Origin of the sequence: Polaribacter sp. (genome assembly GCF_024639685.1) — a bacterium.
In the GTDB taxonomy this organism is placed as follows: Bacteria; Bacteroidota; Bacteroidia; order Flavobacteriales; family Flavobacteriaceae; genus Polaribacter.
On record NZ_JAHEHX010000019.1, the window covers coordinates 222,679 to 246,714 of the forward strand.

The 24,036-nt window shown below is 28.2% G+C and carries 25 protein-coding genes and 1 other RNA gene; 12 read left to right on the forward strand and 14 right to left on the reverse strand.

From position 1 onward, the window contains the following. Window positions 1-77: 77 nt before the first annotated feature. Genes argC through Q0L44_RS06990 form a run of 3 tightly spaced genes read right to left on the reverse strand, consistent with a single transcriptional unit; the run spans window position 78 to window position 2,858 of the window. Entirely contained in the window at window positions 78-1,055 is a 978-nt protein-coding gene (gene argC, locus Q0L44_RS06980; protein ID WP_296637620.1) for an N-acetyl-gamma-glutamyl-phosphate reductase, read from the reverse strand. A 3-nt stretch (window positions 1,056-1,058) separates the two neighbouring features. Then, on the reverse strand, window positions 1,059-2,234 hold the full coding sequence (locus Q0L44_RS06985; protein ID WP_296637051.1) for an argininosuccinate synthase domain-containing protein: 1,176 nt from the start codon (window positions 2,232-2,234) through the stop codon (window positions 1,059-1,061). Between the two features lie 12 nt (window positions 2,235-2,246). Further along, the gene (locus Q0L44_RS06990) at window positions 2,247-2,858 is read right to left on the reverse strand and encodes a GNAT family N-acetyltransferase (RefSeq protein ID WP_296637052.1); all 612 of its coding nucleotides are present in this window, start codon (window positions 2,856-2,858) and stop codon (window positions 2,247-2,249) included. A gap of 461 nt (window positions 2,859-3,319) precedes the next feature. On the opposite strand from Q0L44_RS06990, the gene Q0L44_RS06995 reads away from it, so the two are divergent. From Q0L44_RS06995 to Q0L44_RS07020, 6 genes are all read left to right on the forward strand, one after another. Then, the gene (locus Q0L44_RS06995; protein WP_296637054.1) at window positions 3,320-3,700 is read left to right on the forward strand and encodes a LytTR family DNA-binding domain-containing protein; all 381 of its coding nucleotides are present in this window, start codon (window positions 3,320-3,322) and stop codon (window positions 3,698-3,700) included. A 153-nt stretch (window positions 3,701-3,853) separates the two neighbouring features. Then, window positions 3,854-4,516, forward strand: coding sequence for a spheroidene monooxygenase (locus Q0L44_RS07000; protein ID WP_296637055.1), 663 nt, complete (start codon window positions 3,854-3,856; stop codon window positions 4,514-4,516). Between the two features lie 152 nt (window positions 4,517-4,668). Then, the gene (gene crtD / locus Q0L44_RS07005; protein ID WP_296637057.1) at window positions 4,669-6,126 is read left to right on the forward strand and encodes a 1-hydroxycarotenoid 3,4-desaturase CrtD; all 1,458 of its coding nucleotides are present in this window, start codon (window positions 4,669-4,671) and stop codon (window positions 6,124-6,126) included. A gap of 133 nt (window positions 6,127-6,259) precedes the next feature. Beyond that, window positions 6,260-6,808, forward strand: coding sequence for a carotenoid biosynthesis protein (locus tag Q0L44_RS07010; RefSeq protein WP_296637058.1), 549 nt, complete (start codon window positions 6,260-6,262; stop codon window positions 6,806-6,808). A 425-nt stretch (window positions 6,809-7,233) separates the two neighbouring features. Next, window positions 7,234-7,719 (forward strand): hypothetical protein, encoded by a 486-nt coding sequence (locus Q0L44_RS07015; protein ID WP_296637060.1) that lies wholly within the window; start codon window positions 7,234-7,236, stop codon window positions 7,717-7,719. 30 nt (window positions 7,720-7,749) lie between these two features. After that, window positions 7,750-8,115 (forward strand): cupin domain-containing protein, encoded by a 366-nt coding sequence (locus Q0L44_RS07020; protein WP_296637061.1) that lies wholly within the window; start codon window positions 7,750-7,752, stop codon window positions 8,113-8,115. A 12-nt stretch (window positions 8,116-8,127) separates the two neighbouring features. On the opposite strand, the gene Q0L44_RS07025 is transcribed toward Q0L44_RS07020, so the two are convergent. Next, window positions 8,128-10,578 (reverse strand): carboxypeptidase-like regulatory domain-containing protein, encoded by a 2,451-nt coding sequence (locus Q0L44_RS07025; RefSeq protein WP_296637063.1) that lies wholly within the window; start codon window positions 10,576-10,578, stop codon window positions 8,128-8,130. Between the two features lie 6 nt (window positions 10,579-10,584). After that, window positions 10,585-12,288, reverse strand: coding sequence for a M23 family metallopeptidase (locus tag Q0L44_RS07030; RefSeq protein WP_296637064.1), 1,704 nt, complete (start codon window positions 12,286-12,288; stop codon window positions 10,585-10,587). A gap of 144 nt (window positions 12,289-12,432) precedes the next feature. Between Q0L44_RS07030 and Q0L44_RS07035 the strand changes: the two genes are divergently transcribed. The 4 genes from Q0L44_RS07035 to rny all read left to right on the forward strand — a co-directional run bounded on the left by Q0L44_RS07035 (window position 12,433) and on the right by rny (window position 14,807). Further along, a complete protein-coding gene (locus tag Q0L44_RS07035) occupies window positions 12,433-12,723 on the forward strand; it encodes a hypothetical protein (RefSeq protein ID WP_296637066.1) in 291 nt (96 codons plus the stop codon). A gap of 13 nt (window positions 12,724-12,736) precedes the next feature. Further along, the gene (locus tag Q0L44_RS07040; protein ID WP_296637067.1) at window positions 12,737-13,027 is read left to right on the forward strand and encodes a cell division protein ZapA; all 291 of its coding nucleotides are present in this window, start codon (window positions 12,737-12,739) and stop codon (window positions 13,025-13,027) included. Window positions 13,028-13,083: 56 nt separating this feature from the next. Continuing rightward, window positions 13,084-13,190: non-coding RNA, 6S RNA (gene ssrS / locus Q0L44_RS07045), on the forward strand. Window positions 13,191-13,238: 48 nt separating this feature from the next. Continuing rightward, a complete protein-coding gene (gene rny, locus Q0L44_RS07050; protein WP_296637069.1) occupies window positions 13,239-14,807 on the forward strand; it encodes a ribonuclease Y in 1,569 nt (522 codons plus the stop codon). A 46-nt stretch (window positions 14,808-14,853) separates the two neighbouring features. Here the strand turns inward: rny and xerD are convergent, their stop codons facing one another. Beyond that, the gene (xerD, locus tag Q0L44_RS07055; protein WP_296637071.1) at window positions 14,854-15,750 is read right to left on the reverse strand and encodes a site-specific tyrosine recombinase XerD; all 897 of its coding nucleotides are present in this window, start codon (window positions 15,748-15,750) and stop codon (window positions 14,854-14,856) included. Window positions 15,751-15,834: 84 nt separating this feature from the next. Here xerD and aroQ point away from each other — a divergent pair, with 84 nt between their 5' ends. Beyond that, window positions 15,835-16,248: a type II 3-dehydroquinate dehydratase gene (gene aroQ / locus Q0L44_RS07060; protein ID WP_296637072.1), complete on the forward strand. Its 414-nt coding sequence runs from the start codon at window positions 15,835-15,837 to the stop codon at window positions 16,246-16,248. Between the two features lie 3 nt (window positions 16,249-16,251). On the opposite strand, the gene Q0L44_RS07065 is transcribed toward aroQ, so the two are convergent. From Q0L44_RS07065 to Q0L44_RS07080, 4 genes are all read right to left on the reverse strand, one after another. Continuing rightward, complete coding sequence (locus Q0L44_RS07065) at window positions 16,252-16,716, reverse strand: GNAT family N-acetyltransferase (protein WP_296637075.1); 465 nt, start codon at window positions 16,714-16,716, stop codon at window positions 16,252-16,254. Between the two features lie 6 nt (window positions 16,717-16,722). Further along, a complete protein-coding gene (locus Q0L44_RS07070; protein ID WP_296637076.1) occupies window positions 16,723-17,901 on the reverse strand; it encodes a DUF4105 domain-containing protein in 1,179 nt (392 codons plus the stop codon). Window positions 17,902-17,906: 5 nt separating this feature from the next. Then, a complete protein-coding gene (locus tag Q0L44_RS07075) occupies window positions 17,907-18,977 on the reverse strand; it encodes a PorV/PorQ family protein (RefSeq protein WP_296637078.1) in 1,071 nt (356 codons plus the stop codon). Window positions 18,978-19,049: 72 nt separating this feature from the next. Further along, a complete protein-coding gene (locus Q0L44_RS07080; RefSeq protein ID WP_296637080.1) occupies window positions 19,050-20,033 on the reverse strand; it encodes an alpha/beta fold hydrolase in 984 nt (327 codons plus the stop codon). 94 nt (window positions 20,034-20,127) lie between these two features. On the opposite strand from Q0L44_RS07080, the gene Q0L44_RS07085 reads away from it, so the two are divergent. Then, window positions 20,128-20,865 (forward strand): CDP-alcohol phosphatidyltransferase family protein, encoded by a 738-nt coding sequence (locus tag Q0L44_RS07085; protein ID WP_296637081.1) that lies wholly within the window; start codon window positions 20,128-20,130, stop codon window positions 20,863-20,865. A gap of 106 nt (window positions 20,866-20,971) precedes the next feature. Here the strand turns inward: Q0L44_RS07085 and lptB are convergent, their stop codons facing one another. The 4 genes from lptB to Q0L44_RS07105 form a co-directional block, all read right to left on the reverse strand. Further along, window positions 20,972-21,709, reverse strand: coding sequence for an LPS export ABC transporter ATP-binding protein (gene lptB, locus Q0L44_RS07090; RefSeq protein ID WP_296637083.1), 738 nt, complete (start codon window positions 21,707-21,709; stop codon window positions 20,972-20,974). A gap of 78 nt (window positions 21,710-21,787) precedes the next feature. Then, a complete protein-coding gene (locus tag Q0L44_RS07095; RefSeq protein WP_296637084.1) occupies window positions 21,788-22,135 on the reverse strand; it encodes a carboxymuconolactone decarboxylase family protein in 348 nt (115 codons plus the stop codon). Next, the gene (gene tatC / locus Q0L44_RS07100; protein ID WP_296637086.1) at window positions 22,119-22,940 is read right to left on the reverse strand and encodes a twin-arginine translocase subunit TatC; all 822 of its coding nucleotides are present in this window, start codon (window positions 22,938-22,940) and stop codon (window positions 22,119-22,121) included. The genes Q0L44_RS07095 and tatC overlap by 17 nt, the downstream gene beginning before the upstream one ends. Further along, on the reverse strand, window positions 22,940-23,908 hold the full coding sequence (locus tag Q0L44_RS07105; protein ID WP_296637088.1) for a KpsF/GutQ family sugar-phosphate isomerase: 969 nt from the start codon (window positions 23,906-23,908) through the stop codon (window positions 22,940-22,942). The genes tatC and Q0L44_RS07105 overlap by 1 nt, the downstream gene beginning before the upstream one ends. Between the last annotated feature and the right edge of the window lie 128 nt (window positions 23,909-24,036).

Consider the following 24,036-nt stretch of genomic DNA (forward strand, 5'->3'; position numbering starts at 1 on the left):
ACCTTTCCAAAGGAAAGGGATACTTACTGTTGCGTTTTCTCTTTAATAGCAAGGGAGCATGCTCCCTTGTTGTTGATCTAGAAATAATTTGCTTTTAAATTTAAACCTAAAGTTTCATCAAAACCGTACATTAAATTCATATTTTGAATGGCTGCTCCAGATGCACCCTTTAATAAATTATCTATGGTACTTGTAATTAGTAATTTATTGCTATGTTTTTCTAACTGAATTAAACAATTATTGGTGTTGACTACTTGTTTTAAAAAGATGCTTTGATCTGCCACAAATGTGAAGGCTGCATCTTTATAATATGCTTTATACATTGCTGTAGCTTTTTCTAAAGTTCCCTCAAATTTGGTGTAAGTTGTTGCGAAAATTCCTCTAGAAAAATCTCCTCTATTTGGCATAAAGTTAATTTCTGAATCAAAATCATTTTGCAACTGATGTACAGTTTGATTAATTTCATCTAAATGCTGATGATTAAAAGCCTTGTAATGAGAAAAATTATTATCTCTCCAAGTAAAATGAGTAGTTGCAGATAAAGATGTTCCTGCTCCAGTTGCACCTGTAACAGCATTTATATGGACATCATTTTGTAACAGTCCATTTGCGGCTAAAGGTAAAATTGCTAGTTGTAAAGCAGTAGCAAAACAACCAGGATTTGCAATGTATTTTGCTGATATAATATCGGCTTTATTTAATTCTGGTAAACCATAAACAAATTCTTTGCCTTCGAACTTTTTATCTGCAAGTAATCTGAAATCATTACTTAAATCTATGATTTTTGTATGATCAGAAAACTTGTTTTTTTGTAAAAATGCAGTTGAATTTCCATGACCTAAACATAGAAATAGTAAATCAACATCAGCATTTATTTCACTCGTAAAACTAATTTCTGTGGCACCAATTAAATCTTGATGTATTTTGTATAATTTGTTACCAGCATTAGAAGTACTGTACACAAAATTGATGTTTGTTTCTGGATGATTTAATAATAATCTAATCAATTCACCTGCAGTGTACCCAGCACCACCTATAATTCCTATTTCTAACATCATTTAAAAGTTTACCTGTTGATATATTTTGTTCTGATTTCCTAAAATCTTTATAAAACCTTTAGCATCATCTGCAGACCAAGCTTTATTTTCTTCACCATAAGTACTAAATGCACTAGACATTAAATCGTGATCTGATTCAATACCATCTAAAGTGAAGTGATAAGGTTTTAAAGAAACCACAACATTACCAGAAACCATTTTCTGAGAACTTTGTAAAAATGCTTCAGTATCTCTCATTACAGGATCTAAGTATTGACCTTCATGCAAATGCATTCCATAAAAGCTAGACAAATATTCCTTGTGTTGTAATTGCCATTTTGTAAGTGTATGTTTCTCTAATAAATGATGTGCTTTTACTGTAATTAATGCAGCTGCAGCTTCAAAACCAACTCTACCTTTTGTACCCACAATTGTATCACCTACATGAATATCTCTACCAATTGCAAATTGAGAAGCAATATCATTTAAATTTTCAATATTTACTTCTGGTTTGTTTTGTTCACCATTTAAAGCAACAAACTCTCCATTTTTAAATGTTAAGGTTACTTTTTCTCTACCTTCTTTTTTTAGTTGAGAAGGATAAGCTTCATTAGGTAAAGGTTTTTTTGATTTTAGGGTTTCTACACCACCAACACTTGTTCCCCAAAGACCTTTGTTTACTGAATATTTAGATTTTTCCCAATTCATATCAATTCCTTTAGACTTTAAATAATCTATTTCTTCTTGTCTTGATAGTTTTTGATCTCTAATTGGTGTAATAATTTTAATTCCTGGAGCTAAGGTTTGAAAAATCATATCAAAACGAACTTGATCATTTCCTGCACCTGTACTACCATGAGCAATATACTCCGCATTTATGCTTTTTGCATATTCTATAATTTCTATAGCTTGTATAATTCTTTCAGCACTTACAGAAAGTGGATACGTAGCATTTTTTAAAACGTTACCAAAAATTAAATACTTTACAACTTTATTATAAAAAGTAGCAACTGCATTTATATTTTTATAGGTAGAAACACCCATTTTATAAGCATTACTTTCTATATTTTTTATTTCTTCAGATGAAAAACCACCTGTGTTTACACTTACAGCATGCACATCATACTCTTTACTTAAACTTACTGCACAGTAAGAAGTATCTAAACCACCACTATAAGCTATAACTAATTTTTTCATTTAAATTATTTTTTATTTTTTTTTTAAAAACAAGTTTTGTCTAAACTGTTTTATTCTTTCGAATCTGGTTTGTTTTATTTCTTTGGTTTCTTCTTTTGACTGCTTTTTAGGGTCAAAAAGCATTCCTGTACACATGCACATTTTTCTATTTGTTCTTGTTAAAATATCAAAATTTCTGCAAGTTTGGCAACCATCCCAAAAAGATTGGTCGTCTGTAAGTTCTGAGAATGTAACTGGTTTGTAGCCTAAATCGCTATTTAGTTTCATAACAGCTAAACCTGTGGTAATACTAAATACTTTGGCATCAGGAAACTTAGTTCTAGAATGTTGGAAGATGACTTCTTTTATTTGTTTGGCTAAACCAATATTCCTGTAATTAGGATGTACAATTAAACCAGAATTAGCAACAAATTTTCCATGCCCCCATTGTTCAATATAACAGAAGCCAGCAAACTTACCATTATCTAAAGCAATAACAGCGTTGCCATTTTCCATTTTTTTGGCAACGTATTCAGGTTTTCTTTTTGCAATACCAGTACCTCTTACTTTAGCAGCTTCTGCTATAGTTTCACAGATGATATTAGCATGAATGATATGCGATTTATTTGCAATAACAATTTGCATTGTATTGATTTGTTAAGGTTTGTAAAGTTTTTAAAAAAAATTGGAAGTTTGGAATTGGACACACCTAATTCCTAAGAATTATTAACCACCCAAAGGGCGTTCAGAGAAAGAGCGACGCAGAAAAACAACTATACTAGTATGAGTAAAGTTTAAAAATGTAGTTGTGAATTGTTGTTTAATCAAAATGTAAATATATTATAACAAATGTATTTATTTTCTTTAATTATTGGTAACTATTAATCATTTATTTTAAATTTTTGTCATATCCTAAAAAAAAAATATTTGTTTTTTTGTAATTCACAATTTTACTTGTGTTTCAGTAGCTAAAGTATAATTTTTTTATTTTAGGATATATAAAACTACAATTCAACTCAAAAAAAATACAGTTTAGTATTATTTACTTTTAAAAACTTTAGTTCAGTTGCATTTTTGTACCATAATTAATCTAAAAACTAAAAATCATGACACTTCTAGTATCTCTTTTGTTTGCAACAGTAATATTTATTTCAATTTCAATTACAACTCAAAACAAAACTATTACAGCAACTATAGAAAACATTTCTTCAGATGAAGATAAAGTTGATTTAGGCTTATATACTAACGACAATTTTATGAAAGAACCAATTATGGCTAAAAATGCCAAAATAGAAAATTGGCAAGAACAACTAGATCCAGAACATTTTTTTAGAGTAAATAGAACTTATATTGTTCATATTGATGCAATTAAAGATATTATTGCATATTCTAATTCAAGATTAAAATTGATGTTACATTCCTATAATGAACAAGAAATTATTGTGAATAGAGAACGTGTAAAAGATTTTAAAAATTGGATTGATTAATATGTTTAGTTTTCGCTATAAATTTATAAAACCAATTTTTTATAAAAAGTCAAATAGTCTCATACATTTGATAAAACAGTAAATTAGATAGTGATACACTTCAATTACTTTATCTATCTTTGATTATATTTTAATTGAAGCGTAAATATCATTTTGAAAGCAAGTTTAATAATTGTAAAATACTACCCAATTTCTGCCATTTTTGGATTTTTATCGATGGCAATATTTAGAATTCCTTTATTTTTAAATAAAAACATCCAATTTTATAAGTTAATGGGAACAGGTAAAAATGGTACTTTTGATAAAATTCCAGATCTATCTCAGTGGTCTATTCTTGTTACCTATGAAGATGATTTAACTTTAAAAGATCAATTTGGTGGTTTCATTATAAAGTGGTTTGATTTATTTTGTAAAAACCAAAATATATATTTGTTAAAACCAATTGAAGGTCATGGTTTGTGGGACAAGAAAAAAGTTTTTGGTGATTTACCACCAAATACAGATTATCAAGGTGAAATAGCTGTGTTAACTAGAGCAACAATTCGCTTAAATAAATTACAGTATTTTTGGAAAAATGTAGCACCAATTGCATCACAAATGTCTACAGCAGAAGGGTTTGTTGCTTCTTATGGAGTTGGTGAAATTCCTTGGGTTAAACAGGCAACTTTTAGTGTTTGGGAATCAAAAGCAATGATGAAAAAATTTGCCTATAGAATGCCAAAACACAAAGAAGTTATTCAAAAAACAAGGAAAGAAAAGTGGTATAGTGAAGATATGTTTACACGTTTTACTATCCTGCAGAAGATTGAAAAATAATCTGTGTATTGAGTCCTTTTATTAGCACACATTTTTTACGATAAATTTTATTCAAACATGAATAATACCTTTTAATTTAATAATTCGATATTCTTTAATAAAAAGTAGGATTAAATGTGCTTTGTTTTTATTTTTACGCAAACATTAAATAAATGGAAAAGGTAGCTGTTATTGGAAGTGGAATAGGTGGATTAGCCACCTCCATTCGATTAGCATTAAAGAATTACGAGGTATCTGTTTTTGAAGCAAATTCTTTTTTTGGAGGAAAGCTGTCTTCCTTTGAGAAAGATGGTTTTACCTTTGACGCTGGTCCTTCACTTTTTACAGCTCCAGAAAGTATAGAAGTACTTTTTAAAATAGCTAAAAAAGATATTACTAGCTATTTTACATATCGTTCTTTGGATGAAAGCTGTCGTTATTTTTTTGCAAATGGAAAAAAAATTACCGCTCAAAAAAATGTTAATGCTTTTGCTTATGAAGCAGAAAAAGTTTTTGGAGAACCATCAGAAAACATAAAGAAGTATCTTGAAAATAGTAGGAAAGCTTATAAAAATATAGGAAAACTTTTTTTAGATTTTCCCTTAGATTTAAGTTTGATAGCAAAAAGTGAAACATACAAAGCATTACTTAGTGTAAAGTTTCCTTACATCTCAAAATCTTTAAATAGCTTTAACGAATCAAGTTTTAAAACTTCAGAAATGGTGCAGCTTTTTAATCGTTTTGCAACCTATAATGGTAGTAATCCTTATAAAGCACCAGCGATGTTAAGTATGATTTCTAGTTTGGAACAAAGTCAAGGAACTTTTTATCCAAATGGAGGAATGATAAGTATTACTAATGCTTTAGTGAAATTAGCAAAAGATATTGGTGTTAAATTTCACCTCAATAGTAAAGTTGAAAAAATTGAAACTGTAAATGAAACAGTTGTTGGTGTTGTTGTGAATGGAAAAAAACACAAAGCAGATACTGTTGTAAGTAATATGGATATTTATTATACCTATAAAAATTTACTTACAGATAATAGTTTTGCTGATAAAGTTTTAAAGCAAGAACGAAGCAGTAGTGCTTTTATCTTTTATTGGGGAATAAATACTACTTTTTCAGAATTAGGTTTGCATAATATTTTTTTTAGTGAAGATTATAAAAAAGAGTTTAAACAAATTTTTGATGATTCTATTTTACCTGATGAACCAACCATTTATGTGAATATAACTTCTAAATACGACAAAAATCACGCTCCAGATAAAAGTGAAAATTGGTTTGTAATGGTTAATGCTCCTGCGCATAATGAACATAATTGGGAAGAGCAAAAAGAAAAGGTAAAAAAGTTCATAATTAAACAGATCAATAAAGGATTAAATACTAATCTTGAAAACCATATTGTGTTAGAAGACACGCTTTCACCCTTAAATATTCAAGAAAAAACAGCTAGTTTTATGGGATCTTTATATGGAACAAGTAGTAACAGTAAAATGGCTGCGTTTTTTAGACAACAAAATAAAAGTAAACGTTATAAAAATTTATATTTCTGCGGAGGAAGTGTTCACCCAGGAGGAGGAATTCCATTGTGTTTTAAAAGTGCAAAATTAGTAGCAGATGACATTCAGTAATTTATTTAAACATAAATATAGACTAGCTTTAGGAATAAGTCTATTATTTCATATCAGCGCTATTATCGGCTTGATTTTTTTTGATTATAATGACTTTTTTATTGATAATACCCCTTTGAATTTAATCATATCAATGGTATTGATTTTATACACACAGCAAAAAATTAATAAATCACTTTGGTTCTTTTTTAGTGCATGTATTTTTGCAGGGTTTACTTATGAAGTTATTGGAATTAATACAGGTATTCTTTTTGGAGATTATAAATACTCAAGTGTTATGGGCTACAAAATATGGGGTGTTCCTGTTTTATTAGGTGTTTTGTGGTTTACAACTATGTATTGTGTTGGTAGTTTAACCTATCAAGCTTATCACTGGTTTAAAATAAAACACAAATTTACTATTTCTAATAAATTAGAAATTAATTTATTAGCTATAATTGCAGCTTTTGCAGCAGTTTTTTTAGATTTATTTTTGGAACCAGTTGCTATTAAATTAAACTTTTGGCAATGGTATCCTTATGGAGAAATTCCAATATATAATTATGTTTGTTGGTTTTTCGGAAGTTTAATTTTACAGTATTTATTTGTAAATTTAAATTTTAATAAAGAGAATAAATTTGCAGTGTATTTATTTACAATTCAGCTTATATTTTTTATAACTATTAGTTTATTTTATAAATGATCTTTCTTTTTATCTTATCAATTACTTTGGACTTATTAATAAATACAACAACAATTTAAATAGAGAAAGTGCTTACGAATTACTGAATCAGAAAATTAAAGATATTAATTATGCTGAGCAAAAAGCCTTAGAAGATGCTGAAAAGAAAAAAAAATAGAATGATTAGCAAAACTGAAAGCAAGAGAAGAAAATTACAAAAGAAATCCTACAAGAAGAAGCACAAGACAAGATCCTTTAGTTAAGGTATTAACAAGTGCTACTTTTATTAGAGCAGTCTTCGGAATTTTAAAAAAAGTAATTAAATAACAAATTAAGAATATTAACGTTTAAGTTAATAAAAACTAAAAAAAATGATCAAAAGAAGTTTCTTATCCCTAGTAATAATTTCATTAACTATTTCAAGTTGTACCAACAATAATAAATTTATGATAGATAAAGGTATAGTAGGTGAAATAACGACAACTACAACTGTATCTGATTTAGATAAAGTTTTTAAAAACGATTCTATTGTAAAAAATTTAAGTGAAGGTGCTTTTGGAGATAACTACTTTCAAGACGATGACACTTACTTGATTTACGAAAAAGGAGGGAAGCATTTACTAACTATTGTTCCAAAAGAACAATTAGATAGTACTTCTACCATAAAGAGTATTGAAATTCATGATTCTCGTTACAATACTAAATCTGGCATCAATTTAAATTCTACTTTTTCAGAAATTAACACCAATTATGTTGCTAGACCAGAAACAACACTTCAATCAGTTACTTTATTTTTAGATGAGCTTAATGCTACAATTGCTATAGATAAAGAAGAGTTAGGTTTAAGAGATTTTGCAATGTCTCAAAGAGTTTCATTAGAACAAATTCCTGATTTGGCTAAAATCAAACTATTTATTATTTGGTTTCATTAATATAACACTCTTTATTAATTATCCTAAATTATGAAAAAGTATACCGTACAAAAAACACCTTTTAAGGTACCAACTACAGATGGTAAATTAATTGAAGAACATTTTGGGAATGCAACTAAAGAGCAGTCAGATATAAGCATTGCGCATATGATAGCACCACCAAAATGGAAAGAACCTTTTCAAACTCCAAAATTTGATGAATACACTTATATCATAAAAGGGAAAAAGCAATTTATTATAGAAAATGAGAAAATTATTTTGAGTGAAGGAGAGTCTATTAAAATAAAAAAAGACGTTAGAGTACAATATTCAAACCCTTTTGATGAGGAATGTGAATATATTGCTGTTTGTAGTCCTGCATTTTCTATAGATTTGGTAAATAGAGAAGAAAATTAGTTTTCTAGATGTTTAAAATTTCATTGCTACTTTAAAATTTAACACTCTACCAGTCATATAATTTGGTATACCAAACTGTGTTTTGCTATACACATCTCTTACCCAAGTGTTTGTGATAGCATTTTGAATATCAAAAATATTAAAAAGCTCTAAACCAACACTAAACTCTTTAAAGTTAGAGACCAATCCTGTGTTAATTTGTTTATTATTATCATCAACAAAAATATATGATACTCCTAAGTCTGCTCTTCTATAATCTCTAAGTCGTTGTTGAAAATTATAAGGATCTGCGTATGATGGTGAACCTCCAGGTACACCTGAATTATATACTAAATTCAAGTATGCTTTTAAATTTGGTAGATTAGGTACATAATCCTGAAAAAGTATTCCAAATTTTATACGTTGGTCAGAGGGTCTTGCAATATATCCATTATCGTTGATATTTTCTTCTGTTTTTAATAACCCTAAACTAACCCAACTTTCACTCCCAGGAACAAATTCGCCATTTAAACGCAAATCTAGTCCGTACACATAAGCTTTGGTAACATTATCAGCCCTGTAACGAATTCTAACATTATCTATAGTATAGGAGTTTACGTCAGATAAATTTTTATAATAAGCTTCTGAAGTTAATTTAAAAGGCCTATTCCAAAGTTCAAAACTATAATCCATACCAATTACGGAATGAATAGACTTTTGAGCATCTACGTTAATATTTAAGGCTCCATTAAAATCTCTTAACTCTCTGTAAGATGGAGGTTGTGCATATAGGCCTCCCGAAAATCTAAATAAAATATCTTTATTCCAATCTGGTTTTATCGCAAATTGACCTCTTGGACTCACAATAATTTGGTTTTTTCCACGTACACCGTTTCCTTTGCTAAACCAAGCATGTCCTCTTACTCCGATATTATAGAATACTTCATGGTTATTCCAAAATACTCGTTTACTAAACTGTAAAAACGAAGTGATTCGGTTTATATAAACATTATTATCTTTTCTAATGTTTTGAAACGGAATAATAGCACCCTCAAAAGGTTCATAAGGCTGGTTATTAGAGATATTAAAAAAAGGTCTAATAGAAAATCCTAAAGAATCTATAACTTCCCACTCACGTATTCGATCTTTTATACTTTCTTGTTGTAATTTTATACCAAAATCTAACTGACTTTTTTGGTTTTTAACACTAGCTTTTATTTCTAGATTAGTAATTAGAGCATCTAAATCATTTCTAGCATGATTTAATTGTGAGCCAATTCCTTCAGAAAATGATACTTCACCAAAATTGGTAGATCCTATATTTGTGTCTACCTCTCCTAAACCATATTGAGCTAAAATATCAAAATATTCTTCTTCCTGGGCATTGTATCTAGAGGCAATTGTTGTTAACTTAAATTCTTTGTTAATTTTATATTCTGCAGATACAGCTCCAAATAGAGTTAGATACCTGTCTTTTTCTTCTCCAGAATAAAATACTGTTAATTCTAATGGATCTGCTACAGTTCCAAAACGGGTTCGTCTAGTTAAAGGTTTGTAGTTGTAATTGTTTAAAGAAAAATTACTTAGAAAATTTAATTGAAATTTTTTAGACACTTCGTAAGATAAATAAGTTTGTATATCTGTAAATCTTGGTCTAAAATTAGTTTCAATTTGTTTACTATTTACAAATAGACTATTATCTCTATATCGAGCGCTAGTAATTACACTTAGCTTTTTATTTAAAAAGACATTTTCAAAAGTTATGCTTGCACCAAGTAAACTTGCATCTATGGCAAGGGCTTGTTTTTTTGGTTTTCTGTAGGTAATATCTAATACAGATGATAATCGATCTCCGTATTTAGCTTGAAAGCCTCCAGCTGAAAAATCTATATTCTGAACCATATTTGGATTAATAAAACTTAATCCCTCTTGTTGCCCAGACCTTACTAAAAAAGGTCTATAAACCTGTATTCCATTTACATAAACTAAATTTTCGTCAAAATTACCACCTCTAACATTATATTGTGTGCTTAGTTCGTTATTATTATTAACACCAGGCAGCGTCATTAAAACATTTTCAACTCCGGCATTTGGACCAACTGTATTTTTTACTTTATTAATACTTAGTTTAGTTATTCCAGATGCTTCTTTTTTATTGTCCTTGACTACAATTTCGTTAAGACTTTCAGTTTTAATTTTTAAAACAGGTGAAAAGCGAATAATATTTCTATTCGTTACAAATATTTTTTTTTGAAATGTAGTGTAAGAAACATGGCTAAAAAAAATAGTAACTTCCTTATTTAAAGGAATTCTTATTGTATATTTTCCATTGATGTCAGAAGTCGTTCCTACGTTTCCGTATTTAATAGAAACGTTATCAATACCAATTTTGTTTTTATTTTTAATAATGCCTTTTAATAGTGTTGTTTTTTGGGAGAATAAAAAACTTGGTATTAACAATAGAAATAAAAGTGTCTTCTTCACAAAAAATTAGTTTAATTGTTTTTTAAAGAACGTTGTAGATACTGTATTCGTATTTCCAACATTATCAGAAACTACAATGTTAAAGATATGTTTACTTCCTACCAATTTTTTGTCATTAAAATTATAGGTTAAAATTCCTTTTTTATGATTGTATTCCATTAATACCCATTCTCCATCAATAGATGCTCTCCAGTTTTTTATTCCAGAACTCTTATCGCTAATTTTAACTTGTATAGATTTTGAATTACTAATCCACTGATTGTTTTTAAAATAAAGAACATCAACTTTAGGTTCTTCTTTATCAATCATTAAAGAAAATTTACCTAAAGTTTTACTTGTTGTAAAAAAAGTACTATCTTTTTTTTTAGTAAATTGATATCTCGGATATTTTGGATATTCTAGGTTAGCTATGTAAAGCTGTTGTTTTTCTTCTTTTGTATATTTGGATACGTCAAAAGTTAGGGTGAATTTTTTATTTAAAGGAACAGAAGAATTATGAATTTGAACAATGCTGTCTTTTATTTTTAAATCTAGATATATATTATCATAAAATGTGTTTTTTGGAAAAGCTACTGTTACGTCTTTTAAAAAGAACTTATTAAACTCATTTTTGTTAATATAAAAATTAGTAGAATCTTTTTCCTCTTTATAAAGAACATTACTATGCTTGCCAGCTATAGAAATTTTAATTTTACTAGTATTTCCTATAATATCTTTTGCTATTATTTCTACGTTATAATTAAATCCTTTTTTAATAGTAATTCTACCATCATTTGTTAAATTTTTATAAATAGATAATTTATTTAGCTGATGTCTATACGTTTTTTGAAATCGTTTTTTATATTTTTTGTAATGTGCATAATCAATATGTAAGTTTAAAAATTTACTTTTAGAAAAAGTAAACATTTCTAGATTATGGTTGTAAATTGTTTTACCATTTACCTTCATTTCTAGGCTGTAAATTCCATTTTTATTATTTGCTTTATCAAATTTATCAAACACATTAATTCCAAAACCAATAGTTCCAAATGCACTAATACGATCAGTTACATAGTTTCCGATACTTATTTTCTTTAACGGAATTTGAAAACTCTTTTGTCTTTGATTTATTCTTGAATTTTCTGAAAGAGGGTATACTTTTAAAGATTGAATTGTTGGCGGAATATTATCCATTACTTTTAAACCAAATAAAAGTGGGTTTATTATATTTTCTGTAGCTGTATCTCTGATTTCAAAATGCAAATGCGGACCTTCAGAACCACCTGTATCTCCAGAATAGGCAATAACTTCACCTTTTTTAACAGGGAACTTATTTTCTTTAAAATATAAATTTCCTGTGGCATAATTTTCTTTTTTGTATTGTATCTCTTTTACATATTTTTCAGTTTCTTCGTTAAAATATTTAAGATGACCATATACGGAAGTATATCCGTTAGGATGAGTTATATAAATTGCTTTTCCATAACCAAATTGCTGTACTTTTATTCTTGATACGTATCCGTCTGCAGCTGCACGAACAATTAAACCCTCTTTGCCTTGAGTTTTTATATCTATACCAGCGTGAAAATGATTATTTCTTAATTCTCCAAAAGAGCCAGATAAATAGATAGGAATATCTAACGGATTTCTAAAATAATCTGATGGGTAATTATTTTGCGAATTACAAATGAATTGCAGCAACAAAAATATAATAATAAGGTGTTTTTTCAATAGATAGATTTTTAGTAAAAATACTAAAAAATGATTTTGTTTATAAAACATTAACAATCATTGTCTTATTAAAAAAGTGATTAAATGTTGTAATATTTAAATCAGAATGTTAACTTTGTAAAGTTAGTTTGTGCTAAAGTTGAAATGGGTAATACACTAGAAGCAATTCATTTATTAGAAAATTCGTTACAAAACTTATTTTCCAATTATGAGTTTTTAAGAAAAGAAAACGAAATATTGCTTCAAAATAATACTATTTTACAAAACCAACTTTTAGAAAAAGAGCAGTTATTAGTGTTTCAAAAAAAAGAACTTGAATCACTTAAAATTGCTAAAACTATTGATGGCAGTGGAACAAATACAAAAGATACAAAACTGAAAATAAATTCATTAATCAAAGAAATTGATAAATGTTTAGTTCAGTTACAACAATAAAGTTCTTTACATTGTGAATAAATTAAAGATTAATATTGTAATTGCTGGAAGAACATATCCTCTTAGTGTAAATAACACAAAAGAAGAAGAAGGTATGAGAAAAGCCGCTAATGCAATTAATAAATTAATTTCTACGTTCGAACAAAATTATGCAGTAAGTGATAAACAAGATGTTTTAGCTATGTCTGCTCTGCAGTTTGCTTCAAAATTAGAATTATTATATTTAAATAAGTTAGACACAAACAAAGAAGAAATTAAAAAAATAAATGAGCTTACGCATTTAGTAAATACTCATTTAGAATAAGAAGTTCATTAAAATACATTAACAACACACTGCCTACGTTAGTAATTGTTTATTAAACTCAACACTATTCTATTATGAAGGATGAGTCTTAACTACTAAAGCAAGCCACTATAAGTGGATCCTTGAACAGTTAGTTAGTCCTATATATGTCATTATGGAGTTTAAAAAAAAACCAACTAATGTAGGCTTTTTTTATATTTAAATTTAAATTATGGAAGGAATGATACTTCCCATTATATTGGGAGTTTTAATAGGAGCAGTACTCGGTTTTATAGTAGTTAAAGCTATAGAAAAGTCTAAAGGAAAAAAAATTTTAAACAGTACTAGAAAAGAAGCAAGTGCCATTTTAAAAGAGGCAAAAATTGATGCCGATTCAATTAAAAAAGATAAGATTTTACAAGCTAAAGAAAAGTTTATAGAATTAAAATCTGAGCACGAAAAAGTAATACTTTCAAGAGAAAAGAAAATTTCTGAAGTAGAAAAACGAATTCGAGATAGAGAATCTAAAGTTGCTTCAGAAGTAGATAAAAATAAAAGGTTAAATCAATCTTTAGAGCAAAAAGAGAAAGATTATGATTTTAAACTAGACTTTTTAGAAAAAAAAGAAAATGAGCTAGAAAAAATGCATAAAAGACATGTAGATATGTTAGAGCAAATTTCTGGGTTATCTGCTGAAGAAGCTAAAAAAGAATTAGTTACATCTCTAAAAGATGAAGCCAAAACAGAAGCAATGGCCTATATTCAAACATCTATTGAAGAGGCAAAACTTACAGCAGAACAAGAAGCAAGAAAAGTTGTTTTAGGAACTATACAAAGAGTAGGTGTAGAGCAAGCTGTAGAAAATTGTGTATCTGTATTTAATTTAGAATCTGACGATGTTAAAGGTAGAATTATAGGTAGAGAAGGGCGTAATATTAGAGCTTTGGAGGCAGCAACTGGTGTAGAAATAATTGTTGATGATACTCCAGAAGCTATAATATTATCTTGTTTTGATCCAGTTCGTAGAGAAATTGCACGCTTATCAATGCATAAACTAGTTACCGACGGAAGAATTCATCCTGCAAGAATTGAAGAAATTGTTAAGAAAACAGAAAAACAAATCTCTCAAGAAATTATTGAGGTAGGTAAAAGAACTGTTATAGATTTAGGAATACATGGACTACACCCTGAATTAGTGAAAGCAGTAGGTAGAATGAAGTATCGTTCTTCTTACGGTCAAAACTTACTTCAGCACTCAAGAGAAGTATCTAATCTATGCGGAATTATGGCTGCTGAGATGGGATTAAATTCTAAAGTTGCTAAAAGAGCTGGTTTGTTACACGATATTGGAAAAGTGCCAGATTCTGAAAGCGAATTGCCTCATGCGTTATTAGGAATGGAATGGGCAGAAAAATATGGAGAAAAACCTGATGTATGTAATGCTATTGGTGCTCACCACGATGAAATTGAAATGAAGAGTTTAATTTCTCCTATTATTCAGGTTTGTGATGCTATTTCAGGAGCAAGACCTGGAGCAAGACGTCAAGTTCTTGACTCTTACATACAAAGACTTAAAGATTTAGAAGCAATTGCTTTTGGTTTTACTGGCGTTCAAAAAGCGTATGCAATACAAGCAGGACGTGAATTAAGGGTAATGGTTGAAAGCACAAAAGTGAATGATACTAAAGCTTCTGAATTATCATTTAATATTTCTCAAAAAATTCAGAATGATATGACATACCCTGGGCAAGTTAAAGTAACTGTAATTAGAGAAACTAGAGCTGTGAATGTTGCAAAATAATTAAGATAATAAAAAGTCTCTTTAAATCCCACATTCGTGGGATTTTTTATTTTCTAGGATGATAAGTTTCTAAAACCTCTTTTAAATAACTATTATCTAAATGAACGTAAACTTCTGTTGTTGTAATACTTTCATGACCTAACATTTGTTGTATAGCTCTTAAATCTGCTCCATTTTTTATTAAATGAGTGGCAAATGAATGTCTTAATGTATGTGGACTAATTTTTTTATCTAAATTTATTTTTTCGGCCAATTGTCTTATAATGGTAAATATCATTTGTCTCGTTAATGCATTGCCTCTTCTATTTAAAAAAAGAGTATCTTCAAAACCTTTTTTTGGAGCAACTTGTGTTCTTAATTTAGTGATGTAAAAAGTAATGTACTTTTTAGCAGTATTATGAATAGGAACAAAACGTTCTTTATTGCCTTTTCCAACAACTTTTATAAAACCTTCATCAAAAAATAAATCTGATATTTTTAAATTTATGAGCTCGCTAACTCGTAAACCACAACTATATAAAGTTTCTATGATAGTTCTATTACGCTCTCCTTGAGGATGACTTAAGTCTATGGAAGATATTAATGAATTGATATCTTTTTCAGACAAAGTATCAGGTAGTTTTCTTCCAATTTTTGGGCTCTCAATTAAAATTGTAGGATTCGTATTCCTATAATCTTCAAAAACTAAATATTCAAAAAAACTACGTAATCCAGAAATTATTCTAGCTTGGCTTCTTGGATTTACCTCTTTAGCAATTTCATAAAGAAAGTCTTGAAGGTTATCTTTATCAATAGTAATTGGGGTTGAAGAGATATTATTATGTTTTAAAAAGAGAATAAGTTTTTCTAAATCTCTCTTGTAGTTGTCTATAGTGTTTTTAGATAGACCTCTTTCTATTTTTAAAAATAATTGATAATCATGAAGTGCATTTTTCCATTTCATATTATAAATTTACAATATATTTTACCTATTAAAAGGAGTTTTAAATGAAATTTTTTTTAACAAAATAATTGTATTTTTGATTTTATGAATATACTAATTATAAACGGTCCAAATCTTAATTTATTAGGTAAAAGAGAACCGGAAATTTATGGCTCTGAAACTTTTAACGACTTTTTCTCCAAACTAAAAATAAAATTTACTAACGTTGAGCTAGCCTACTTTCAATCAAATATAGAAGGAGAGTTGATAGATAAATTACATGAAGTTGGTTTTACTTATGATGGTATTATTTTAAATGCAGCAGCATATACCCATACATCTGTTGGTATTGGAGATGCTGTAAAAAGTATCAATACACCTGTGATAGAACTTCATATTTCTAACATTCACGCACGTGAAGATTTTAGACACAAAAGTTTTATTGCGCCTGCAGCTAAAGGTGTAATTTTTGGGTTTGGGCTAAAAGGATATGAATTAGCTATTCAAAGTTTTTTGTAACCATTAAAACGCTAATATCATTTTAATATTTGCTCTTTTATAATGTGAGTTTTTCTCTACAGGAATTTCTACGAACCCCATTTTTTTATATAAATGAATAGCGGTTTCTAAAGATCTATGCGAATATAGAATAATGTTAACCCATTTCTTTTGTTTAGCAAATGCTATACAATATTTAACCAGTTCTTTTCCAATTTTTAAACCTTGAAATTTTGGATCTACAGCCATTTTACTTAGCTCAAAAAAACTTTTTTGGTTGATAAGTGAAACTACACCAACAATTTCGTTTTTATATTTCGCAAAGAAAATAAAGCCACCCTCAGCTATAATGTATGTATTAGGTTTGCTTAGAACCTTTTCATCATAAGGCTCTATGTAAAAATACTTTTTTAACCAAGCAGCATTTAAATCATAAAATCGCTGTGAGAATTCCTCTTTAAAAGGTGTAATTTCTAAATCTGGGATCATAGCTCATTAGGAATTAGAACTATAAAATTTTGATAAAAATAAATACCTCACTAAGAATAAAATCAGAAGTGGCAGTATTGCTAAAGGTATTAATTGAATTCCTGAAATCCATATAAATGGAATCGTAGCAAGAAGTACAACTAAAAATTTAAAATATTTTGCAAACCAACCTTGTTTTCTCTTTTTAATCAATAAAAAAGCTAGCATTAAATTTGGAGCAAATGCCCACAATGCATTAAAATTATTAGGTGTTGTAGAATGGTCTGTAAAGAACCATAAAAATATAACTAGAGTACCTAAAACGCCAGTTGAAAACAATAATATGAAATCTAAAATTATAGTTCTTGAATTATTTTTATAATCTTTAAACGTTAATAATACACCAATGACAGCTAAAATGCTAAATATTAATAACGGACTTAATAGTGAGCCATTTTGTTCTAGTTCTTTATACTCTAGAATTGTAGATTCTTTTTTAACTAAATCAACTGTTTCATTTTCTAATTTTCTAGTACTGTTATTAAAAATAGAATACACATAATCTGGCAAATACATATATTCTTTATATTCTGCTTTTCTATCTAATTTACTACCTAAAGCTAAATTAATACCAAAACTACCCCAAGTGTTCCAAGGTATTTCTTTATTCATTAATTGACGAAAAGACAATTCTGTTTCAATATTTTTATTACTCCAAGTTATTTTATTGTTTAAAACCTCTTGAGTAATATCTCTTAATTTTGTTGCGCAATTATTAAAATAAGGATCGTAAAAATAAGAAGCATTATTGGGTGATGCGTTTCTTTCTAAATAAATAAAAAAGGCTTGTTTTTCTTCTACAGTTAAATTTAAGACTTGTTGTTTTACCCAACGTTTATCTTGATTATAATTTCGAAGAAAATAATCAAATTTGTACCTGCCTAATTTGTAAATTAGTTTTCCTTTGGTAAAGTTACTATAGAAATTAGGTGCACTAAAATCAAATATTCCATAATTGTAAATTAAATCGAGTTGCAAAATGGGATCTTTAATTCGAATTGCAGAGTGCCCAAAAGCTTCATACAATTCTGTTCCAGGACCTGCAGAAATAATACTTACCTCTGAATAAGTAGAAAGTTTTACTTGAGCTGTTGTTTTGTTGATTACAAATAGAAAGAGTAAATAAATTAAATATTTTTTTTTCATAATTACTATCTTCTAAAAAATGAATAATCAAAAGTTAGTGAGAAGATGTTTGAAAATAAAGCATTCCCAACACTACCTATATTTGTTAAAGCATAATCTACTTGAATTCCTTTATAATTAAAACCTAGACCAAAATTAGGTTGTATGGATAATGATTTAGAATCATCAAACTCTTTTGTATACTGAAAATTACCAATTCCTAGTCTTAAATACACCAATTTTTCATAATCAAATTGTAAACCAAGAGCAGGGTCTATACTTGCTATTTCTGATGAAAAAATATCGTTGGTTTGCTCAAACCTGATATTAAAATCAAACTCAGACTGTAAGTTAAATAAACGGCCAATTTTCCAACTTTTTGCAACTCCAATTTGTAATTTAGGTTTAGTAATCTCTGTATTTTCTGGTAATTCTTGATTTTGACTAGGAATTGCATTTCGTATATTTTCAAATTCTTCTTCATCTATAGCCCAGCTATTGTAAGTTGTTGTAATATCTCTTGCCATAATTCCAAACTTCCATGATTTTCTTTCGAATTGTAAACCAATATCAAAACCAAAACCCCATGAAGCTGCAAATTCTCCTATAATCCTTCGAATAAGTTTAGCATTTACTCCTAATTTTAAATCTTTAAAAATTAAGTTTCTTGCATAGGAGAAATTAAAGGCATAATCAGCAGCAGAAAAAAGGCTAATCCTATTAAAATCAATATTACCATCATTATCAATAAGAGCAGTCGTGTTTAATATATCATCAACACCAAAACGTATAATAGAAACCCCAAGTGCACTTTCTTTATCTATTGGCATTGCAAAAGCAGCATGATTATAGTTTGCAATTCCTGCAAAATAAGAGGAGTGCATTAAAGATCCTTGATAATCTTCTATGCCAACAAGACCTGCTGGATTCCAATAACCTGAATTCAAATTATTTGTTGTTGCAACGACGGCTTTACTCATGCCTAGTGCTGCTGCGTCTACACCAATATTAAGAAATTCATTAGAATAGTTTCGAAATGCTTGTGCATTTATGAACGCAGAAATTAGAATTATAAAAAGTAAAAATTTATGTTTCACTAACTTAAAGATAAGATATTACAAATATCGAAAAACCTGTTATAATAACAGTTCTTTTTAACAGATATTGTTTTATGAATTAGCAATACCTATTTTAGTAGATATAAATTTAAAAATTCTTTCTTGTAACCAAGTATTATCCTCTTTTTTAAATGTTGAAATAAACCCACAATGACCTCCATATAGTGGTTTTTCAAAAAAGAAATACTCTGATTCTTCAGCTTCTTTGATAGGATAACATTCTTTAGATAAAAAACTATCGTCTTTAGCATTTATAAGGAGTGTTGGTACTTTAATTTTTAGAATATATGGCTTAGAACTTGCTTTCTCCCAATAATCTTCTGGACTTTTAAATCCAAATACTGGAACTGTATATAAATGCTCAAGATGTTTAAATTTTGTAGCTTTAAGAAGTTTTACTGTATTTAATTTATATTCAGGAAACTTTATGGATTTATCTAAAATTTTATTCTTCATGGTTTTAAAAAACACTCCCATGTAAAGCTTATTTTCAAGGTTTTCTAGTTTTTTCTCAGCAGATGCAATGTCTATAGGTACAGAGCAAGTAATACCTCCTTTAATATTCGGAAATAAATTCCTTCCTTTTTCCCCTAAATATTTTAAAGTTAAATTTCCACCTAAACTAAATCCAATAAGAATAATATTTTTATAGGAATTTTTCTTTATTATATGTTTTACTACAAAATCGAGGTCATCTGTTTTTCCACTGTGATATGTTGCAAGTATATTATTGTCTTCGCCACTACATCCTCTTAAGTTAAAACATACAGTATCTATGTTCTTTTTATTTAAATATTTTACATTTGATATCATGTAATGTGAAAATGAACTACCTTCTAAACCATGAATTAATATTGCTAGTGTTGTACTATTAACTTTATAAAAATCTAGGTCTATAAAATCTTTATCCCACGTATGTAAACGCTCTCTTGTATAATTGATATGTTCTTTTAAAAATAATGGACCATATATGGTATTAAAATGTCCGTTTTTAAAAGGAATTTTAGGAGAAAAATCTGAGTCTAGTACTGGCATATTATAAATATACTGCAAATATCATAAATATTCAATAATATAGAAAACAACCAAATATGCTTTTATTACTTTAGCATTATCAATAAATTAAATTATGAAATTAAAAAAACAGATTCCAAATTTAGTTACCTTAGGAAATCTATTTTGCGGAGTTTTAGCTACAATATATGCAGCTTCTGATGATTTTGAAGCTACAGCAGTATGTGTTGTTATTGGAATTGGTTTAGATTTTTTTGATGGATTTATTGCACGTTTATTGAAAGTGACAGGAGAATTAGGTAAGCAATTAGATTCTTTAGCAGATATGGTAACAAGTGGAGTGGTACCTGGTATTGTAATGTTTAAATTATTAAACTCAAACTTAGTTGTCATTTCTGATAATAATAACTTTCTATTAAATGGTTCTTTATTGGGTTTAATTTTAACATTAGGAGCTTGTTATAGGCTGGCAAAATTCAATTTAGACACTAGACAAACAAATTCTTTTATTGGTTTGCCAACTCCAGCTATGTGTCTGTTTGTTATTTCGTTACCATTAATACAGACAAATACAAATATAACGTTTGTGCAAATTTTATTGTTAAACCCCTATTTTTTAGTATTTATTATTTTATTACTTACTTTTTTAATGAATGCAGAAATTTCTCTATTTTCTTTAAAATTTAAAGAATATTCTCTTAGCCATAATTATGGAAAATATCTGTTCTTATTGGCCTCTATTCTTATGATTTTATTTTTAAACTATATTTCTATTCCACTAATAATTATTTTGTACGTCATTGTTTCTATAACGTTAAATCATAAAAAAAGTAATTCTGTAAATAATAATTAGTGTAATAGTAACCTTAACGAAAAGTATTTTTTTATAGAAAATTAACTAAAATTTAAGTAAGGGGAACAATTAAGAAGTTAAAATATTGTAATAAATTCTAGTTGTATTAAAAACTTTTTTTCTTTTTTAACTCAAAGTCTTTTCCTAAATATACTTTTCTAACCATTTCATCATCAGCTAATTCCTCTGGTGTTCCTTCTTTTAGAATACTACCATTGTACATTAAATATGTTTTGTCGGTTATAGCTAATGTAGCTTGTACATCATGATCTGTTATTAAAATTCCAATATTTTTATCTTTAAGTTTGGCAACTATACTTTGAATATCTTCTACTGCAATTGGATCTACTCCTGCAAAAGGTTCGTCTAATAAAATAAAGTTTGGATCAGAGGCAAGACACCTGGCTATTTCTGTCCTTCTTCTTTCGCCACCAGATAATAAATCACCTCTATTTTTACGAACGTGTCCAATATTAAATTCCTCTATTAGTGATTCTAGTTTGATTTTTTGTTCTTTTTTAGATAAATCTGTAAACTGTAATACAGACATTATATTATCTTCTACTGATAATTTTCGAAAAACTGAAGCTTCTTGTGCTAAATACCCAATACCTCTTTGAGCTCTTTTGTACATAGGATCTTTGGTAATCTCTAAATCATTCAAGAAAATGCTACCAAAATTAGGTTTTACCATGCCAACAATCATGTAAAAAGATGTTGTTTTACCTGCTCCATTTGGCCCAAGCAGACCTATGATTTCTCCTTGCTGAACCTCTAAGGAAATACCTTTTACAACTTTCCTGTTGCCATAAAGTTTTTGAATATTATCTGCACGTAAAATCATATGTTAAAACGACTTTCTATTTTTAGTAAAATTACCTTTTAAAATTTAAAACACTCTTAACAAGATCTTAAATAATATTTATTTTTCGTTTTCTAATACTTCCCAGTACTCTACAGCTCTCCTTAAATGTGGTATCACAATTGTACCTCCAATTAAGTTGGCTATAGATAGCGTTTCCATAACCTCATCTTTTGTAACTCCGTTTTTCATTGATGCTTCTAGATGGTATTGTACACAATCATCACATCTTAGAACCATAGAAGCAACTAAGCCTAGTAATTCTTTAGTTTTAACAGGAAGATGACCTTCTTTAAAAGCGTTGGTATCTAAATTAAAAATCCTTTTTATAATTTTATTATCTGAAGCTATTATTTTATCGTTCATTTTTTGACGATAATCATTGAACTCTTTAACCTTTGTTGGCATTTTTTTCTTGATTTTTTAAAACTCTTACTGAAACTCTTATACTAATTTCATACAATATTAATATTGGTATTGCAACAATTACTTGACTTGCAACATCTGGTGGTGTAATGATAGCTGCTAAAATTAAAACAACAACTAGTGCATGTTTTCTATACTTTCTTAAAAATGTTGGTGATATTAATCCTATTTTCGTTAAAAAATAGATAACTACTGGCAGTTCAAATAATACTGAAACACCTAACAACATGTTAGTAACTAAACCTATATGAGATTCTAGTGTAAAACTATTCTCAATAGCATCTGTTATTTGGTAATTGTATAAAAACTGAATAGAAATAGGAGCTATGACATAAAAACTAAAGAATACACCAATAAAAAACAGGAGAGAGGCTATAAAAATAAACCCCCTAGATTTTTTAATTTCTTTTTGTGTTAGTCCTGGAGAAATAAATCTCCAAATTTCCCAAAGTATGTATGGAAAAGATACTACGAGTCCTAAAATTAATGAAGACCATATAGAATTCATTAATTGAGAAGTTACTTTAATACTTTGTAGTTTTTTTTCTGAAAAATTTACACTACAAAAAGAGCTATCAATTCCAAACAAATTAAAGAAATTACAAAACAATTCATAAGTAACAAAGTTGGGTTGTAAATGTGCTAACAAAAAATAAGTGTACACCTGTTTTGCAAACACGAAAAAGATAATTGCAAACAAAAAAATAGCTATGGCACTTCTAACCAAATGCCATCTTAATTCTTCTAAATGTCCTAAAAAAGACATTTCTTTTTGTTGTGTTGCCATTAAAAAATACCTTCTTTAAGTAAGTCATGTAAGTGAACAACACCTACATATATGTTTTTAGCATCTACCACTAAAATTTGTGTAATATTGTTTACTTCTAGAGTTTCTAGAGCTTCTATAGCCATAGCTTCCATTGAAATGGATTTAGGGTTTTTACCCATAATGTCTTTTGCTCTAAAATCTTGAATATTTGAATTTTTATTCAACATTCTTCTAATATCTCCATCGGTTACAATACCAACAATTTCTTTGTTTTTAACGACAGCAGTAACCCCTAATCTTTTTTCAGAGATTTCAACAATAACTCTAGAGATGGTATCATCTTCAAAAACTTGTGGTACTTCATTATTTTTTATTAAGTCAGAAACACGTAAATATAATCTTTTACCTAGTGCACCACCAGGATGATATTTTGCAAAATCGTTGTGTGTAAAACCTTTTAAATCTAATAAACAAACAGCAAGTGCATCTCCCATAACAAGTTGTGCGGTTGTACTTGTTGTTGGAGCTAAATTGTTAGGACAGGCTTCTTTTTCAATATATGTATTTAAAACAAAGTCTGCATTTGTACCTAAAAAAGAATCTACATTTCCTGTGATTGCAATGACTTTGTTTCCATAATTTTGAATTAATGGAAGTAAAACTTTAATTTCTGGGGTGTTACCGCTTTTAGAAATACAAATAACAACATCATCTTCTAGTACATTTCCTAAATCTCCATGAATAGCATCAGCAGCGTGCATAAATACTGCTGGTGTTCCAGTAGAATTAAAAGTAGCAACAATCTTTGTTCCAATATTAGCGCTTTTACCAATACCAGTTACAATAACTCTTCCTTTTGAATTTTGAATACAGTGTATTGCATTTTCAAAATTGTGATCCAAGAGATGTGCAATATTAGCTATGGCTTTACTTTCTGCTAAAATAGTTTGTTTAGCACTATCAATTATTGTTGAATTATTTTTCAAGTTTTATATTTTTTTCAGAATAAAAAAAAGTTATATATTTAGGTATGTAAAACCTAGGCAAATTTACTATAAAATTAGCTTACAACAAACTATAATAGTTTTAGGTTTTTTAACAAATAAACATTTAT